Genomic DNA, 16,467 nt, shown 5'->3' with positions numbered 1-16,467 from the left:
TTTTATTTGACAATAATTTATCATATGATATAATAGTAGATAATGCCGCTTTCTGGAAAATGACGAATATGGAATAAAAGCGGCGTGTCTGAGAAAAGGAAGGTGAAGAAAAGCCGTGGAACAGAAACAGATTTCCAAGGCAGTGATCTCAAGGCTGCCGAGGTATTACAGATATTTAGGTGAATTGCTGGAAGAGGGAGTGGAGCGGATTTCTTCAAACGAGCTGAGCGTGAGGATGAAGGTAACTGCCTCCCAGATTCGTCAGGATCTTAACAATTTCGGAGGATTCGGACAGCAGGGGTATGGCTATAATGTAAAGTATCTCTATTCAGAAATCGCCAGAATCCTTGGGATTGACAGGCAGCACAACCTGATTATCATCGGAGCGGGAAATCTGGGACAGGCGATTGCCAATTATACCAACTTTGAACGCCGTGGTTTCCTGATTAAGGGAATGTTTGATGTGAACCCGAGACTGGTGGGGCTGGTGGTGCGCGGAGTGGAAATCCGCGGCATTGAGGATCTGGAGCAGTTTATTGCAGATAACGATGTTCAGATTGCCGTCCTTACGATCCCGAAGTCAAAGGCGGCTGAGATTGCCGACCGCCTGGTAAAAGCCGGAATTAAGGCAATCTGGAATTTTACCCACACAGATCTGGCTGTTCCCGATGACGTGGTGGTGGAAAATGTTCACCTGTCAGAAAGCCTGATGCGCCTGTCTTACCGTGTATGCAGGATGCAGGATCAGAAGGAAAGGGAAAAGAATTTCGCGAGAGGGAAAGACGGGAAATGATAGCAGGTGTTGGGACAGACATGATTGAAATAGGACGTATCAGGAGGGCCTGTGAGAAGGAGGCCTTCCTGACGCGTGTATACACGCAGGAAGAGTGCCAGCAGGCCGGGGGAAATTATGCCCGGTTAGCCGGCACTTTTGCCGTTAAGGAGGCAGTGGCCAAGGTGCTCGCCACCGGGTTCAGGAGCTTTGGACCGGCGGAGATCGAGGTGCTCAGGGACAGCCTCGGAAAGCCGTATGTAAGGCTCTATGGAGGGGCCAGGGAGCTGGCGGACAGGCTTTCCATAAAAGAAATCCATGTATCGATTACCAATACGAAGGATTACGCCGTAGCCTTTGCCGTGGGCGAGGGGGCAGAGAAAAAAACGGCAGAATAGAATGAATGCCGTGGAGAAGGAGGAGCAGCATGAAGAGGCTGGTGACAGGTGCTCAGATGAAAGAGATTGACAGGCACGCCATTGAGACAGTGGGAATCCCGTCCCTTGTTTTAATGGAGCGTGCGGCTCTCTCTGTGGTTGAGGAGATGGAGCCTGAACTTTTCAGGGAGGATCGGATTTTTGTGGCCTGCGGAACGGGGAATAACGGAGCAGACGGGGCGGCCATCGCCCGTATGCTTTTTCTGAGGGGGTACAATGTGACAGTTCTGACGGCCGGAAGGCAGGAGAGCCGGACAGAGGAGCTGAAACTGCAGCTTGCCATCGATGAGAGGATCGGAATTTCCGTCATGGAGGCAGAGGATTTCATCCCAGGCAGCTACGAGGTAGCAGTGGACGCGCTGTTTGGAGTGGGACTTTCCAGAAATGTGGAGGGGCCGTACCGGAATGTCATAGAGATGATCTGCGGGATGGCGCCGCGCCTTACGGTGGCAGTGGATATTCCGTCAGGAATTCATTCCGACACGGGAAGAGTGATGGGCCGGGCTGTGAGAGCAGATTTGACAGTAACCTTTGGGTTTGAAAAGCTGGGACTTGTTCTGTTTCCGGGAAGGGATTACTGCGGAAGGGTGGCCGTGAAGGATATTGGATTTCCTCCCTGCCCGGACGTCTGCCTTGGGGAAACCAGATTCGTTACCTTTGACAGGGAGGACCTTAAGAAGGTTCCGGCAAGGCGCGCCTATTCCAACAAGGGGACCTATGGGCGTGTCCTGATTGCCGCAGGTTCGCCGGGAATGGGAGGAGCCGCCTATCTGAGCGCCCTTGCCGCTTACCGCACAGGGGCCGGACTTGTAAAGATTCTGACGCCCAGGGAGAACTGCCAGATTCTGCAGACACTTCTGCCGGAAGCGATTCTGTCTGCCTACGACAGGGAGGAGGCCATGGAGGAGCCGGAGAGCTTCGCCCTTCAGATTGAGCGGGAGTGCGGCTGGGCGGACGCTGTGGTTCTGGGGCCGGGTCTTGGAAGAGAGCCCTGGGCAGTGCGGCTGGTGCAGCAGATTCTGCTTTCCGCCTTCGTTCCGATTGTGCTGGATGCTGACGGACTGAACATTGTGGCTGAGAATCCGTCGCTGTCGGAATACTTTACAGAGAATGTCATTGTCACGCCTCATGTGGGGGAGATGGCCCGTCTGACAGGGATGGAGATCGATGAGGTGAGGGAACATCTGGTGGAGACCGCCGTTTCCTACAGCGAAAAGTATGGGGTGATAACGGTTCTGAAGGATGCGGCCACCGTGGTGGTCAAAAAAGATGAGCCGGTCTATATTAATAAAAGCGGCTGTTCAGCTATGGCCAAGGCCGGTTCCGGGGATGTGCTGACAGGGGTGCTGGCCGGACTGATTGCCATGGGAATGGAGGAAGGGGAGGCGGCGCCCCTGGGCGTTTACCTTCACGGGCTGGCAGGAGAGGCTGCTGCAGCGGAATATGGCATGCACAGCGTGCTGGCGGAGAATCTGGCAGACTGTCTGATGAGGGTGTCGGAGCCGGAGAAAAGAAAAAGGGAGCAGTGAGCTTTGGAGACTGCAGGCTGCCTGAGCTGACGGGAGGTGTGCTGCAGAATATCTGCAGAAAAGAGACAGGCCCCGTGCCGTCAGATGCAGGGCCGGGGCCAATGGAGATGACAGCTGGAAAGAGGGGACAAAAGTGAAAACTGAAAATATGAAGATCCGGGAAAACAGACCGGAGGAAGGCGGAAGCGACCGGATCTGTGCGCTGATCCATCTGGATCGGATTGAGCAGAATATGAAGGAAATAGCGGCAGGGCTTCCGGAAGGGACAGCGGTGATCGGAGTAGTCAAGGCGGACGGCTATGGTCACGGGGCGGCGGAGACAGCGGCGGCCATTGAGCCCTATGTGTCGGGATATGCGGTGGCTACGGCAGACGAGGCTCTGGAGCTTAGAAAAAGCGGTGTATCCCTGCCTGTCCTGGTGCTGGGAAGCGTCAGGGACAGCCGGTTCAGAGAGCTTCTGGCGGCGGACGTGCGGCCGGTGATTTTCGAGGAGGAGACGGCAGAGGCCTTTTCCAAGCTGGCCGGGGAGGCTGGAATCAGGGGCAGCGTGCATCTGGCAGTAGATGCGGGAATGAGCCGGATCGGCCTGAAGCCGTCGGAGGAATCCCTGGAGATGATCGACCGGATCAGCAGCCTTCCGGGACTTTTTATCGAGGGGCTGTTTACGCACTTTCCGAGAGCGGACGAGGAAGACAAGGCGGTGACGAAGCGGCAGTTTGAGGATTTCCGCAACTTCGCGGCTCAGGTTTCGGAGCTTTTGACGAAGAAAGAGCAGGGGAGGAAAAAACTGATCTGCCACTGCATGAACAGCGCGGGAATTATTGATTCTCACAGGATGCCGGAGGGAATGGAGATGGATGCCGTGCGCGCGGGAATCTGTATATACGGCCTCTATCCCTCCGGTGAGGTGGACAGAAACAGGATCCGCCTGCTTCCTGCCATGGAGCTTAAAAGCTATATCACCTATATCAAGGAGATTGAGCCGGGGACGGCTGTGAGCTACGGCGGGACCTTTGTGGCCCGGCGCCCCATGCGGGTTGCCACTGTCTGCGCAGGCTACGGGGACGGCTACCCGAGAGGCCTGTCGGGCCGGGGAGAGGTTCTGATCCGCGGAAAGAGGGCGAAGATTCTGGGCCGCATCTGTATGGATCAGTTTATGGCTGATGTGACCGAAATTCCGGAGGCAGAAAAGTGGGACACCGTCACACTCGTGGGCCGGGACGGGAAAGAGGAGATCACCATGGAGGAGCTGGCCGCACAGTGCGGGGGCTTTCACTATGAGATCCCATGCCTGATTGGAAAAAGAGTTCCCCGCATCTATGTGAGGGACGATAAAAAAGCAGAGGCCGCCTTGGATAGGGGAGGCCCCACGGAAGAGAAAAGAGAGGACTGACGCAGAAAGCCAGGAACAGAGGACGCCAAAGAGCCATATGATAGATAGGGAGAGGAAACAATCTTTCCGCAGATATGTGAATACCCGCCAAAAAAAGGGTAATACTAAGGGTATAAACTGGAATGACGGAGAGTGAGTTATTTGATTATAAGAAGAGGCGATATCTATTATGCGGATCTGAGGCCGGTGGTTGGCTCCGAGCAGGGAGGCGTGAGGCCGGTTCTGATCATACAGAATGATGTAGGAAACAAGCACAGCCCTACGGTGATCTGCGCGGCAATAACTTCAAAGATGAATAAGGCGAAGCTGCCGACGCATGTAGAGCTAAACACCAGACGCTGTGATATGGTGAAAGACTCTGTAATTCTTTTGGAACAGCTCAGAACCATCGACAAGCAGAGACTCAGAGAGAGGATCTGCCATATTGATGACGAACTGCTGGAGAGGGTGAACCGGGCGCTGATGGTCAGCCTTGAGCTGAATACATAGGCGCATGTATCCGGAGAGCTCTGTAAGAAACGACAGCCAGGCCGCAATGAAAGACTGAGGAATACAGTTGACGGGCTGGGGCTGCAGGTGTATATTGGCAGAATGAGGCAGAAAGCCATTCTTCTGCCCGGGCTTTACAGGACTGCAGACACGCAGGGAGGGGGCAGAGGAGCTTAAATTCTGCCTTTTGCCTGTTCATGCGAAGGAGAAAACGCCAGGGAAGAATGGGCAGAAGGATAATAACAAAGGAGAGGATTAAGAGCTATGGACGATGGGAACTGGCCCCTGAGTATTTTGATTTTTCTGGGCTTTATTCTGATGGACGGGATGCTTTATGGATTTGGAGCGGCGATTCAGCATCTGAATTCAGGAACGCTGGAAAAGGAGGCCGGGGAGGGCAATAAGAAGGCTGAAAGACTTCTGGCCGTGCTGGAGCGCCCGGCAGAGTTTGTGAACACAGTTCAGATTGTGACGAACCTGATAGGACTGATTTCAGGAGCAGTGATTCTTAGACAAGCCGGCGCTTTTCTGGAAACAATGATACATAAAACGGGACTCAGGATGGAGGAACCCTGGACAGCCCTTGCGACGGCGGCGGCAGCGGTTGTGCTTCTGGCTGTGCTCATCAGCCTTGGAATTGTCATTCCAAAGCGTCTGGCCAGCCGGAAACCGGAAAAGTGGGCATACCGCTTTCTGAGGGCAGCCGGGCTGGCTGTGCTGATTTTTAAGCCATTTGCCGGGCTGGTCTCAGGCCTTTCGTGGCTGATTCTGTACCCTATGGGAGTCGGGCTGCACGATAAAAGCGACAATGTGACAGAGGAGGATATTATGCTCATGGTCAATGAAGGGCATGAGCAGGGCGTCCTGGAAGCCGATGAGGCGGAGATGATCACGAACATTGTGGAGCTGGGGGACAAGCAGGCCGGAGATATTATGACAAGGCGCAGAAATGTGGCGGCGCTTCCCGCTTCCATGACTCTGGGCGAGGCAGTGGATTTTATTCTGAGGGAGGGAATCAATTCCCGCTTTCCTGTCTACGGGGAGGATATTGATGACATCAGGGGAATCCTTCATCTGAGGGATGCCGTGGCCTGTGCCCAGAGCCAGGAAAACAGGGGAAAGCAGATTGACCAGGTAGAGGGACTTCTGCGGACAGCCCATTTCATCCCGGAAACACGAAATATAAATCCGCTGTTTAAGGAGATGCAGTCCCAGAAAATTCATATGGAAATTGTGGTGGATGAGTATGGGCAGACAGCCGGGATTGTCACGATGGAGGACATTCTGGAGGAGATCGTGGGAAACATTCTGGACGAGTACGACGAGGATGAGGAGATGATTTCCAGGAGAGAGGACGGCAGCTTCGTTTTTGACGGCCTGACGCCTCTGGAGGATGTGTCAAAGGAGCTGGGCCTTGCCTTTGACGGGGAGGACAGCGAAAATTTCGATACCCTGAACGGCTTTCTGATCTCCCGTCTGAACCGGGTTCCCAGAGAGGGCGAAACCCCGCAGGTGCATTACGGGGGCTATCTGTTCCAGACTATCTCTGTGGAAAACAAGGTGATCCATTCTGTAGCGGTGATTCCCGAAGGGGAAAACGGACTGAGGGAAAAGCCGGAACCGGGGGCGGACCTTCCCTTATAGGGAGGCAGTTTTTTGAGATTGCGGCTTGTCAAGGCCTGATTTTAGTGATAAAATAAAAAAGATTGTGAGCAAAATTCTGTGCTGCTGCGGCCTGTCCGGACCGCACTGGCAGATGAAAAGTAATATGTATTGTCACGGAAAGAATTCATAAAAAGAGGAGTGTTATTATGTCTGGACATTCAAAGTTCGCCAATATTAAGCACAAGAAAGAGAAGAACGATGCGGCGAAGGGAAAAATCTTTACCGTTATCGGGCGTGAGATTGCGGTTGCTGTAAAGGAAGGCGGAGCTGATCCGGCCAACAACAGCCGTCTGCGCGATGTCATTGCCAAGGCGAAGGCCAACAATATGCCGAACGACACGATCGAGAGAGGAATCAAGAAGGCTGCCGGCGATGCGAACTCTGTCAACTATGAGGAGCTTACATATGAGGGATATGGCCCGAACGGAGTGGCAATTATTGTCACAGCTCTGACTGACAACAAGAACCGTACAGCAGCCAATGTGAGAAGCGCCTTCACAAAGGGCGGCGGAAACATCGGCGCACAGGGCAGCGTTTCCTTTATGTTTGACAAGAAGGGACAGATTATCATTGACAAGGAAGAGTGCGACATGGATGCCGACACTCTGATGATGGAGGCTCTCGACGCAGGAGCGGAGGACTTCGCAGAGGAGGCGGACAGCTACGAGATCGTGACGGATCCGGATGATTTCAGCGCAGTCAGGGAAGCTCTCGAGGCAAAGGGAATCCCCATGATGGAGGCTGAGGTCACCATGATTCCTCAGACATGGGTGGAGCTGACTGACGAGGAGTCCATCAAGAAGATGAACCGTCTGCTGGATCTCTTGGATGCAGATGACGATGTGCAGGCGACCTACCACAACTGGGACGAGTAAGGCGGACTGCCGGTGTCCCCTGCAGAGGGCTGCATCAGAACTCTGTGAAAGCGCCGGAGGGCGGAGAAGAGACCCCGGCTGTCAAAGCAGGGGCGGAGAAGACGGAAGAAATCAGGCTGCGGCAAAGGGAAGAGGATTTCCCACTTTGCCGCAGCTTTTTGTGTGACGGTGCAGGAGATAAAATACACGCCGCAAAGAGATAAAATACAGGCCATAAAAAATGCAGGCAGAAGGGCGGCAGACGGGAGGAACAAATGAGCGGGAAGAGAGCGCAGGAAGAGGAGACAAAGGCAGGCCAAGAAGAGGCGAAGGAGGCAAAGGATCGGGGGATAAGGGATATGGCTGTTCTGATTCTGACGGCTGTGCTCGGAATCCCGGTGGGAGCAGTCACAGGGGCTCTGGACGCTCTGTTTGGCCGCGTTCTGCTGGCAGTTACAGCCTGCAGGATGGAATACGGGACCATTCTCATTCCGCTTCTTGCCCTGGCGGGCGTGCTGAGCGTATATCTCTACAGAACCTTTGGAGAAAAATGCGCCAGGGGCATGGGGCTTGCATTTGAGGTGGGATTCGGGACGGAGAAGGAGATTCCGCTGCGGCTGATCCCCCTTGTGACGGGGAGCACCTGGCTCACCCATCTGTTCGGAGGAAGTGCCGGGCGGGAGGGAGTGGCGGTACAGATAGGAGCTGCCGTATCTCATGGGATGTTTGGCCGTCTTCCCTTTAAAAACAGCTCGCGGATATTTCTGGTAACAGGGATGGCTGCCGGATTTGCAGGGCTGTTCAGAACACCTCTCGCAGCCGTCCTCTTTGCTGCCGAGGTGCTGTGGGCCGGCAGGCTGGAATGCAGGGCCCTTGTTCCGGCGCTGACAGCCTCGTTTACTGCCAGCACAGTGTCTGGCGCTCTGGGACTTGAAAAGTTTGCCTTTCCGGTGGAGAGCCTTAACGGCGGCGGCCTTTCCCTTTCCACCGTGTTTCTGCTTCTCGGGGCAGGGCTGATTTTCGGCACAGTAGGGGGCGCCTTTGCCTGGACGCTGGGGAGACTTAAGAAAGGGCTGGGGGAAGCGGTGAAAAACCCTGTTGTGCGGATTGCGGTCTGCAGCGCGGGACTCAGCATTCTGCTTCTCTTATTTTACGGCGGACGCTACTGCGGGCTTGGGACAAACCTGATCGAGGGAAGCCTGAGCGGAGAGGATGTGAAGGTGTTCGACTGGATACTGAAATTTTTCTTTACTGCAGTTACGATTGCAGCAGGCTTTCAGGGAGGAGAGGTCACCCCTCTGTTTTCCATCGGAGCCAGCCTGGGAGCCGCTCTTTCCCTTATCCTCCCCCTGCCGCTTCCGCTTTTGGCGGCTCTGGGATATGCCGCTGTCTTCGGCGGAGCTACCAATACCTTTCTGGCTCCGGTATTCATCGGGGCAGAGGTCTTTGGCTGTGAGCTGCTTCCCTGCTTTTTCATTGTCTGTGCGGCAGCGCGGCTGTTCAATGGGGGACAGTCGATCTACAGCCTCCAGAGGAGAGAACAGTGGGAACAGCAGGAGAAATGAGCTGAAACAGAACAATAGAAGTAAAGGGCGAAACGAGGAAGCCTCTTGTTGAAAACAGCAAAAAAGTAAGAAAATTGTAAAAAGACGGGAATTGATTCCGCAAGTGCATGTGCTATACTTAGATGAGAACAGTCTGAAAAGCAGCCGGACACAGGCTTTTTGCCTGGGGGAAGGCAGATGAGAGGAGAGGAAAAGATGCAGTACAGAAAGAGAATGCGCACCCTGTGGGCGGCCGTTTCCGCGGCAGTCTTTTGTGCGTCAGCGCCGGTGACAGTCCAGGCGGCGGCCTTTGAGAAGGAAAACGGCCAGTATGTAAATGCTGAGGGAACCGCTGTGGAGGGAGCACTTTTCCGCGGAGTCAGCGTTTCAAAGTATCAGGGAGAGATTGACTGGGCAGCCGCTGCCGCAGATGATGTGAGCTTTGCCATGATCCGCATGGGGTATCTGGACAGCCTGGATCCGACCTTTGACGCCAATATGAGGGAGGCGGCGGCATCCGGAATCCAGACAGGAGTGTATCTCTACTCCCAGGCCCTGGATGTGGACCGGGCAGTGAAGGAGGCTCAGTTTGCGGTCCGGACGGCAAAAGACTACAGGGTATCCTATCCGATCGCCATGGATGTGGAATCTGCCTATATCTCCGGCCTTTCCAGGCAGGAACTGACAGATATAGTCAACGCTTTCTGCCGGACTGTGGAGGAGGCCGGCTACCATCCGGTGGTATTTGGCTATAATGACTGGCTGGTCAATAAGATGGATACGAGCCAGATTCCCTATGATATCTGGTATGCCAGATACGGAACTGTCAATACGTATCCGAACCGCACCATCTGGCAGTGTACGGACAGCGGGACAGTAGACGGGATTGAAGGCCCCGTATGTCTGGAGCTGGCATTTACCGACTACAGCCAGGTGATTTCGCCGGAGGGCTTTAAGAAAATTGACGGAAGCTGGTACTATTTTAAGGATTATGCAAAGACTGACGGATGGGTGCAGGCAAACGGAGTCTGGTATTATCTCGATCCGGAGGATGGAGGCAGAATGGTATCTGACTGCTGGAAGGAGATTGACGGGCAGATGTACCAGTTTGACGCCAGCGGAGCCATGCTCTAAAACAGAAAAAGGAAGTGGTTTTGGCCGATACCTGAAGACGGGAGGCGAAACTGCTTCAAAAAAGAGGCCGGATGCCCGGGGGAAAATGAGGGCATCCGGCCTCTTTTGCAGCGTTTTTATATAACAGGAAACTTCGTTCCCTGTTATATAAAAACGCTCCGCGGGGATCGCACTGCGGCGGAAAAGAAAATGTCGCTTTCGCGACCCGCCGCAGGCGGAGAATCCTGCGAAGCAGGATTCTATTTTATACGGCTTGCTGATCAGTCATTATAGTGATAGCTGTCAAGGAGCTGGTTTTTCATGTGCCACAGCTCATTGGACAGATCCACATGAACCTCATGAGGATTGATCAGACGTCTGGACTCATCCCAGAGAGTATTCAGCTCTCTCTGACAGTAATCGCGGATCTCCATGACCTTCGGTGAATGGTACACGCATTCGCCGGACTGGAAGACAGGAACAAGCAGCTCGCGCATCGTATAGGTGCCCGGAGCCAGGTGGGTCTTTTTCCAGGTCTCGATGGGATCAAACAGCAGCAGGGACTTGTTTTCGTCGTAAACCTCATCTGCCAGACAGATCAGGTCGGCGATTATCTTGCCGTCGTTCTTTCCGTAGATGCGGTAGATTGTCTTATTGCCGGGATTTGTCACCTTCTCCGTATTCTCCGACAGTTTGATCTTCGGTATAAACTTTCCGGTGTCTCTGTCTCTGATAGCAGCCAGCTTGTAGACGCCACCGAAGGAAGGGCAGTCCTTGGAGGTAATCAGGTTTGTCCCGACGCCCCAGGAGTTGATGGTGGCTCCCTGCATTTTCAGGCTGTCAATGAGATACTCGTCCAGATCATTGGAGGCGGAGATAATCGCATCGGTAAAGCCTGCTGCGTCCAGCATGGCCTTGGCCTTTTTGGACAGATAGGCCAGATCGCCGCTGTCCAGACGGATGCCGTATCCCTTTAACGGAATGCCGGCCTCCCTCATCTCCGTAAACACGCGGATCGCATTGGGCACGCCGGAATTCAGCGTATCGTAGGTGTCGACTAAGAGGATGCAGGCGGAGGGGTAGAGCTTGGCGTAGGTGCGGAAGGCGGTCAGCTCATCCGGGAAGCTCATGATCCAGCTGTGAGCGTGAGTTCCCTTCACCGGAACGTCAAACATCTGTCCGGCCAGCACGTTGGAGGTTCCGATGCAGCCGGCAATCATGGCAGCTCTGGCTCCGTAAATTCCGGCATCCGGCCCCTGGGCGCGGCGCAGTCCAAATTCCATGATGCCGTCCCCGCGGGCTGCATGGATGATGCGGGAAGTCTTGGTGGCGATCAGGCTCTGGTGGTTTACAATATTCAGGATAGCCGTTTCCACAAGCTGGGCCTGCATAATCGGCGCGATTACCTTGATAAGGGGCTCCCTGGGAAAGATCACGGTTCCCTCCGGGATGGCATAAATATCCCCTGTAAACTTAAAGTTGCGCAGATAGTCAAGAAAATCCTCCGTGAACAGGCCTGTGCTTCTGAGGTAGTCCACATCCTCCTTTTCAAAGTGGAGATTTTTTATATATTCGATCACCTGCTCCAGTCCCGCACAGATGGAAAATCCGTTTCCGTCGGGATTATTTCTGTAGAAGGCGTCAAAGATGACCATCTCGTTGGCATCCTTCTCGTGAAAATAGCCCTGCATCATGGTAAGCTCGTACAGGTCTGTCAATAAAGTAAGGTTTCGTGGCTCCATAGCGTTCTCCTTGTAAAAATTTGTAGAATAGTATGTGTTAATTGCGTAAAAGTATATCATAAAATGTAAAAAATGCAAAATGAATTGACAAAAAAATAACAAAACAGAAAAGAAGAGAGGCAGACGCGGCTTTGTCAGTCTCAGAACGCTTGCCCTTCTTCCACTGCCTCCGCTCTCCTTATTTGCCGGCTCCAGGTATTTTTCTATACATCCCCCGCCTTTTGTGATAAAATAACAGGAAAATGCAAAGAGAAAATCAACGGAGGGCACAGGGATTTATGTATACAGTAGTAGTTGCAGATGATGAGGAGGAATTGAGGAGAGCCATTATCCGCAGGATTAACTGGGAGGAAATTGGATTTCAGGTGGTGGGAGAGGCTGAAAACGGGATTGAAGCCCTGGAGCTGGTGGGGGAGAAGGAGCCGGATCTTCTTCTCACGGATATACGGATGCCGTTTATTTCCGGCGTGGAGCTGGCCAGGCAGGTCAGAGAGATCCGTCCAGCTACACAGATCGCATTCCTCAGCGGTTTTGACGATTTCTCTTATGCCCAGCAGGCGATTCAGTACAATATTATCAGCTACATGCTCAAGCCGATCTCCATGGCGGATTTGACAGAAAATCTCATTCAGATTAAGCAGAAGATCGACCGGCTGTTCTCCGAGTTTGCCGAGCGCAGAAAAAATGAGATCAATATTTCGGAATTTCTTCTTCCACTTCTGTTAGACAGCTTTCAGATGGCCAGCACGCCGGAGAGGGAGCAGTTGCTGAAAGCTCAGGCACAGGCCTGCGGCATGATAAAGCCGGAGAGCGAGAGTATCCGGTATCTGGTGACGGCAGTTACTTTTCGCGACGAAAATGGAAACAACTGCACAGAGCACAGCCATGTTCATGCAGTAGATACCATTTTGAAAAAATATATCAAATATGAGAGCTTTTTTCTGGAGGACAAGATTGTATCCGTGCTGTGGAGCACACCGGCATCCTTTGACAAGTATCTGCACATTCTGGCAGACGACATCGTCCAGAGCTCTGCCCGTATTCTGAATCTGAGATGCAGCCTGGGCGCCAGCCGTGTAGTCCAGGGTTTTACGGATCTGTCTGAGGCCTACAGGGATGCGGTCAATGCCATGCGCTATGCAGGCAGAAGCGGCCAGGGCGGAGTCAGGTACATTATAGATGAGGAGCCGTTTTCCGGCGTGGACATGGACTATGTGATGAAGGTGGTAGCAAACATCGAAGAGAAGATAAGGGGAGGAGCCAGGGAGGAGCTGGAAAGCTATCTGTGGGAGGTGTTCGGCTGCCTGAAGGACGAGAACAATTCCAGGGAAAAGGTCAACTTTATGCTGGTGGAAATTCTGTCCTGCGTCTGCCGGATCATGTATTCCATGTCAGCCGAATCCGATGCAGCGGCTCTGAAGGCAGATCCGTTTATGCAGCAGATGGCCTTTCTCGACAGCTCCCTGAAGGATGCTTCAGAACATTTTGTTCATTTCTGCATGGCGGCCAGGGATCGGATCGCTGAGCATAAGACGAAGAGCAGCATGGATATATGCGACAGGGCGATTCGCTATATTGAGGATAATTATTCTAACGCAGACCTGTCTTTAATGTCAGCCAGCACGGAGATTGGCGTGAGCCCCAATTATTTAAGCGCCCTGATAAAGAAGCGTACGGGAAACAGCTTTGTGGATTATCTGACAAAAAAGAGGATGGAGACGGCCAAAATCCTGCTCTTAAATACGGCAATGAAAATCCGCGAGGTGTCGGAGGCCTGCGGCTACAATGACCAGCACTATTTCAGCTACTGCTTTAAAAAATATGAGGGAGTTTCGCCGAACATGCTGAGGCGTCAGCTTACCCAGGAGGAGAGGCAGGCATGAAAAAAGGGGAGAAAAGCAAGAAAAAGCGGGCCGGAAGCAGTTTCAGCAGCGCCGGCATGATGGCCGCCCTGGTGGTGTCCATGGTGTTTGTGTGCCTGCTGGCGGGAATGATCATCTTCGTCACCACCTACCGGCACTCGATGATCCAGAATGTGAAGACATTCAGCGATCAGGCGGCTGTTCAGGTTGTCAATATCGTGGACAATTATATGGACGACATCAACAGCTCTCTGGAACTGATCAAAAATCTCTTCGCAGAGGGCGGGGTAAAGATGGACGAGAGCTTAAACAGCATGGTTGACATGCGCACAGACGTGGCGGCAGTCACCACCTATGATCCCGATACAGGAGAGCTGACAGGCGCGTGGACAGGGAGGAAAACGTTCAAGGATCACCCGCTGAAAAATCTGTCCTTTGACCCTCAGACAGTACCGGGACCTGGGGAAATCGTAATATCAAAGCCCCATGTGGAAAGCCTTCTTCTCAATGAGTATCCGTGGGTGGTCTCCATCTCAAGCCTGGTGGAAACGAGGGATAAGGGGGAGCAGATTGTAGTTCTGGACTCCCGCTTCTCCCAGATAGCCAGCTACGTGGACAATGTGGGAGTAGGAAACCACGGATACTGCTTTATCATAGACAGGCAGGGAAACATCGTCTATCATCCTCAGCAGCAGCTTATCTTTGCCGGACTGAAGGAGGAGAATACGGCGGACATGGCCCGGCGTCCTGACGGTACCTATGAGGAGAGCGGGGTCATTTACACCATACATACAAAGGAAGGGAGCGACTGGCGCATCGTGGCAGTCAGCTTCGTGGATGAGCTGATAGAGGAGCGGCTAAAGAGCTGCGTGCTTCTGCTGGCTGCCCTGCTCATGGCAGTGCTGACGGCCACCATTATCAGCAGCATTGTGCTCTCCCGCTATATTTCCAGGCCGCTTCTGAGCCTGAATAAAGCCATGGGAGAGTTTGAGGCCAATGCGGAGGGCTTTTCCTATGTGCCCGCCTACGGAAGCAGAGAGGTCACGTCTCTCTCACACGCCTTCGGCCATCTCGTTATACGGATTCAGGAGCTGATGAACCAGGTGAGGAAGGAGGAGATTGCTCTGAGAAAAACAGAGCTTCGCGCGCTCCAGGCCCAGATTAACCCTCATTTCCTGTACAATACCCTGGATTCCATTGCCTGGATGTGCGAGGAGGGGAGAAACGGGGATGCTGTGGAAATGGTGAACGCCCTGGCCAGGCTGTTCCGCATCAGCATCAGCAAGGGGCACGAGCTGATTCCGGTGGAGAAGGAGGTAGAACACGCCAAAAGCTACCTGCAGATTCAGAAATTCCGCTATAAAAACCAGTTTCAGTACAGCTTTGATGTACAGGAGAGCTGTCTGTGCTATTACTGCAATAAGATCACTCTCCAGCCGATCATTGAAAATGCCATCTATCACGGTCTGAACCGGATGATCGATGAAGGATTCATTGAAATTCGCATTTATGAGGACGGGGATGATGTGGTCTTTACTGTGGAGGACAATGGAGTCGGTATGACAAAGGAACAGTGCGACAGGATTCTCCACCGGGAGGTAAAGGGACAGACGGGAGGCATCGGAATCAAAAACGTCAATGACCGGGTGAAAATATACTTTGGCGAGCAGTATGGAATAACCATAGAGAGCGAGCTGGATGAGGGAACCAAAGTTTCCATCCGCATGCCGAAGGTGAAGGAGGAGATTTATGAAACACGCTAGAAGGATAAAAACAGTCTTTCTTCTCCTGCTTGCGGCTGTGATTGCTCTGCTTGGAGGAACGGCCGCCCATATGAGCCGCAGGCAGGAGAGATACCAGGTGGCAATGATTGTGAAATCCACAGAGTCCGCATTCTTTCAGTCTGTGTTTGCGGGGGCAGGCGCGGCTGCAACGGAATACAATGTTTCACTTATTACCGAGGGCCCGGAATCGGAGGAGGATTACGCAACACAGAACGAGATGATCTATAAGGCTGTGGAAAACGGAGCCGACGCCCTGGTGATTTCTGCCGTCGATTTCAATAAAAATGCCGAGGCTGTAGACTGGGCTGCAGCCAAGGGGATTCCTGTGGTAGTCATAGACAGCGATGTGAACAGCAGCGCAGTAAAGTTCCGCATCGGAACGGACAATGAGGAGGCTGGGAGAATGGCCGCCCGGGCCGCCCTTGACGGAACGGACGGGGAGCTTTTTATCGGGATTGTAAACTTTGACGAGAACACGGCCAACGGCCAGCAGCGGGAGCAGGGCTTCCGGGAGGAGGCAAAAAAGGACAGCAGGGTAAAAGAAATTGTAACGATCAATGTGCCCTCTGCCATAGATGACACGAGGGCTGCCACGAAGGGCCTGCTCTCGACCCATCCGGAAATCAATGTGATTACCACGTTCAACGAGTGGACAAGCCTTGGCGTGGGCTGGGCTATCCGGGATCTGAATAAGAAGGATGACATAAGCGTGGTAGCCTTTGACAGCAATGCGGTTTCTGTGGGAATGCTTGAAACGGGAGAGGTGGATGCGCTGATCGTGCAGAATCCCTACGCCATGGGCTATCTGGGAGTGGAGAAGGCCTGGGAAATTTTAAGCAGAAGAGGCGTGGAGGGCGATAAGCTCGACACGGAAACTACCCTTGTGACGAGGGAAAACATGTTCCTGGATGAGTACCAGAAGATTCTGTTTCTGTTTGACTGACAAGCGCCTGTCTGCTCTGCACCGTCTTTAAGCGCTTTTTAAGCAAGCCTTGACTTTTTAATGGAAACTGTTTACAATAATAGCGGTATACTGTCAGATGTATACTGGAACAACAATCAGACCATAAAAACTGTGACGGAGACAGTAGTGCTTTGCCGAAAGGCGCAGCGAGGCGGGGACGGTGTGAGCCCGCCGCAAGTAGGAAGGCGTGAAGATCACTCCTGAGTTGCAGGCTGAACAGAAGAGAAGGGCAGAATTTCAGTGAAGGAAGCTGCGTTTTCCCATCTCATTAAGCTGAGCCGGTGTCCGCCGTTAGAGGGAGCGCATATGAAGTATGCAG

Annotated in this window: 13 protein-coding genes; 12 read left to right on the top strand and 1 reads right to left on the bottom strand. The window is 53.1% G+C overall.

Annotated features, from left to right (window positions below):
- Nucleotides 1–115 precede the first annotated feature (115 nt).
- The 9 genes from LK436_RS12460 (at nucleotide 116) to LK436_RS12420 (ending at nucleotide 9,817) form a co-directional block, all read left to right on the top strand.
- Nucleotides 116–793, top strand: a complete 678-nt coding sequence (locus LK436_RS12460) for a redox-sensing transcriptional repressor Rex (RefSeq protein WP_008396117.1) — start codon at nucleotides 116–118, stop codon at nucleotides 791–793.
- Nucleotides 790–1,170, top strand: a complete 381-nt coding sequence (gene acpS / locus LK436_RS12455) for a holo-ACP synthase (protein WP_008396114.1) — start codon at nucleotides 790–792, stop codon at nucleotides 1,168–1,170. Before LK436_RS12460 ends, acpS begins: the two co-directional genes overlap by 4 nt.
- A 29-nt stretch (nucleotides 1,171–1,199) precedes the next feature.
- Nucleotides 1,200–2,738, top strand: coding sequence for a bifunctional ADP-dependent NAD(P)H-hydrate dehydratase/NAD(P)H-hydrate epimerase (locus LK436_RS12450; protein ID WP_008396112.1), 1,539 nt, complete (start codon nucleotides 1,200–1,202; stop codon nucleotides 2,736–2,738).
- A 133-nt stretch (nucleotides 2,739–2,871) separates the two neighbouring features.
- Complete coding sequence (alr, locus tag LK436_RS12445) at nucleotides 2,872–4,131, top strand: alanine racemase (RefSeq protein WP_227910064.1); 1,260 nt, start codon at nucleotides 2,872–2,874, stop codon at nucleotides 4,129–4,131.
- Between the two features lie 141 nt (nucleotides 4,132–4,272).
- Nucleotides 4,273–4,620, top strand: a complete 348-nt coding sequence (locus tag LK436_RS12440; RefSeq protein ID WP_021965372.1) for a type II toxin-antitoxin system PemK/MazF family toxin — start codon at nucleotides 4,273–4,275, stop codon at nucleotides 4,618–4,620.
- A gap of 264 nt (nucleotides 4,621–4,884) precedes the next feature.
- Entirely contained in the window at nucleotides 4,885–6,264 is a 1,380-nt protein-coding gene (locus tag LK436_RS12435) for a hemolysin family protein (RefSeq protein WP_008396106.1), read from the top strand.
- 167 nt (nucleotides 6,265–6,431) lie between these two features.
- Nucleotides 6,432–7,160 carry a YebC/PmpR family DNA-binding transcriptional regulator gene (locus LK436_RS12430; RefSeq protein WP_008396103.1) on the top strand — a complete coding sequence of 243 codons (729 nt, stop codon included), beginning with the start codon at nucleotides 6,432–6,434 and terminating at the stop codon, nucleotides 7,158–7,160.
- A 254-nt stretch (nucleotides 7,161–7,414) separates the two neighbouring features.
- Nucleotides 7,415–8,704: a chloride channel protein gene (locus LK436_RS12425; RefSeq protein WP_008396100.1), complete on the top strand. Its 1,290-nt coding sequence runs from the start codon at nucleotides 7,415–7,417 to the stop codon at nucleotides 8,702–8,704.
- Nucleotides 8,705–8,899: 195 nt separating this feature from the next.
- Entirely contained in the window at nucleotides 8,900–9,817 is a 918-nt protein-coding gene (locus tag LK436_RS12420; protein WP_347476042.1) for a glycoside hydrolase family 25 protein, read from the top strand.
- A 260-nt stretch (nucleotides 9,818–10,077) separates the two neighbouring features.
- Here the strand turns inward: LK436_RS12420 and LK436_RS12415 are convergent, their stop codons facing one another.
- Nucleotides 10,078–11,538 carry a nicotinate phosphoribosyltransferase gene (locus tag LK436_RS12415; protein ID WP_044930772.1) on the bottom strand — a complete coding sequence of 487 codons (1,461 nt, stop codon included), beginning with the start codon at nucleotides 11,536–11,538 and terminating at the stop codon, nucleotides 10,078–10,080.
- A gap of 278 nt (nucleotides 11,539–11,816) precedes the next feature.
- Between LK436_RS12415 and LK436_RS12410 the strand changes: the two genes are divergently transcribed.
- The 3 genes from LK436_RS12410 to LK436_RS12400 are packed head-to-tail and all read left to right on the top strand — an operon-like array spanning nucleotide 11,817 to nucleotide 16,127.
- Nucleotides 11,817–13,421: a response regulator gene (locus LK436_RS12410; protein WP_015573898.1), complete on the top strand. Its 1,605-nt coding sequence runs from the start codon at nucleotides 11,817–11,819 to the stop codon at nucleotides 13,419–13,421.
- Nucleotides 13,418–15,163, top strand: coding sequence for a cache domain-containing sensor histidine kinase (locus LK436_RS12405; protein WP_008396093.1), 1,746 nt, complete (start codon nucleotides 13,418–13,420; stop codon nucleotides 15,161–15,163). The genes LK436_RS12410 and LK436_RS12405 overlap by 4 nt, the downstream gene beginning before the upstream one ends.
- Complete coding sequence (locus LK436_RS12400; RefSeq protein ID WP_008396091.1) at nucleotides 15,150–16,127, top strand: substrate-binding domain-containing protein; 978 nt, start codon at nucleotides 15,150–15,152, stop codon at nucleotides 16,125–16,127. Before LK436_RS12405 ends, LK436_RS12400 begins: the two co-directional genes overlap by 14 nt.
- The last annotated feature ends 340 nt before the right edge of the window (nucleotides 16,128–16,467 follow it).

The sequence above is a fragment of the Clostridium sp. M62/1 genome (genome assembly GCF_020736365.1).
GTDB lineage: Bacteria > Bacillota > Clostridia > Lachnospirales > Lachnospiraceae > Otoolea > Otoolea saccharolyticum_A.
Note: the sequence above shows the minus strand (reverse complement) of the source record. Positions and strands in the feature narration are given on the sequence as shown.

Coding starts and splice junctions, on each gene's coding strand:
- acpS (WP_008396114.1), top strand. CDS start 790: ATGATAGCAGGTGTTGGGACAGACATGATTGAAATAGGACGTATCAGG.
- LK436_RS12450 (WP_008396112.1), top strand. CDS start 1,200: ATGAAGAGGCTGGTGACAGGTGCTCAGATGAAAGAGATTGACAGGCAC.
- LK436_RS12435 (WP_008396106.1), top strand. CDS start 4,885: ATGGACGATGGGAACTGGCCCCTGAGTATTTTGATTTTTCTGGGCTTT.
- LK436_RS12430 (WP_008396103.1), top strand. CDS start 6,432: ATGTCTGGACATTCAAAGTTCGCCAATATTAAGCACAAGAAAGAGAAG.
- LK436_RS12425 (WP_008396100.1), top strand. CDS start 7,415: ATGAGCGGGAAGAGAGCGCAGGAAGAGGAGACAAAGGCAGGCCAAGAA.
- LK436_RS12420 (WP_347476042.1), top strand. CDS start 8,900: ATGCAGTACAGAAAGAGAATGCGCACCCTGTGGGCGGCCGTTTCCGCG.
- LK436_RS12415 (WP_044930772.1), bottom strand. CDS start 11,538: ATGGAGCCACGAAACCTTACTTTATTGACAGACCTGTACGAGCTTACC.
- LK436_RS12410 (WP_015573898.1), top strand. CDS start 11,817: ATGTATACAGTAGTAGTTGCAGATGATGAGGAGGAATTGAGGAGAGCC.
- LK436_RS12405 (WP_008396093.1), top strand. CDS start 13,418: ATGAAAAAAGGGGAGAAAAGCAAGAAAAAGCGGGCCGGAAGCAGTTTC.
- LK436_RS12400 (WP_008396091.1), top strand. CDS start 15,150: ATGAAACACGCTAGAAGGATAAAAACAGTCTTTCTTCTCCTGCTTGCG.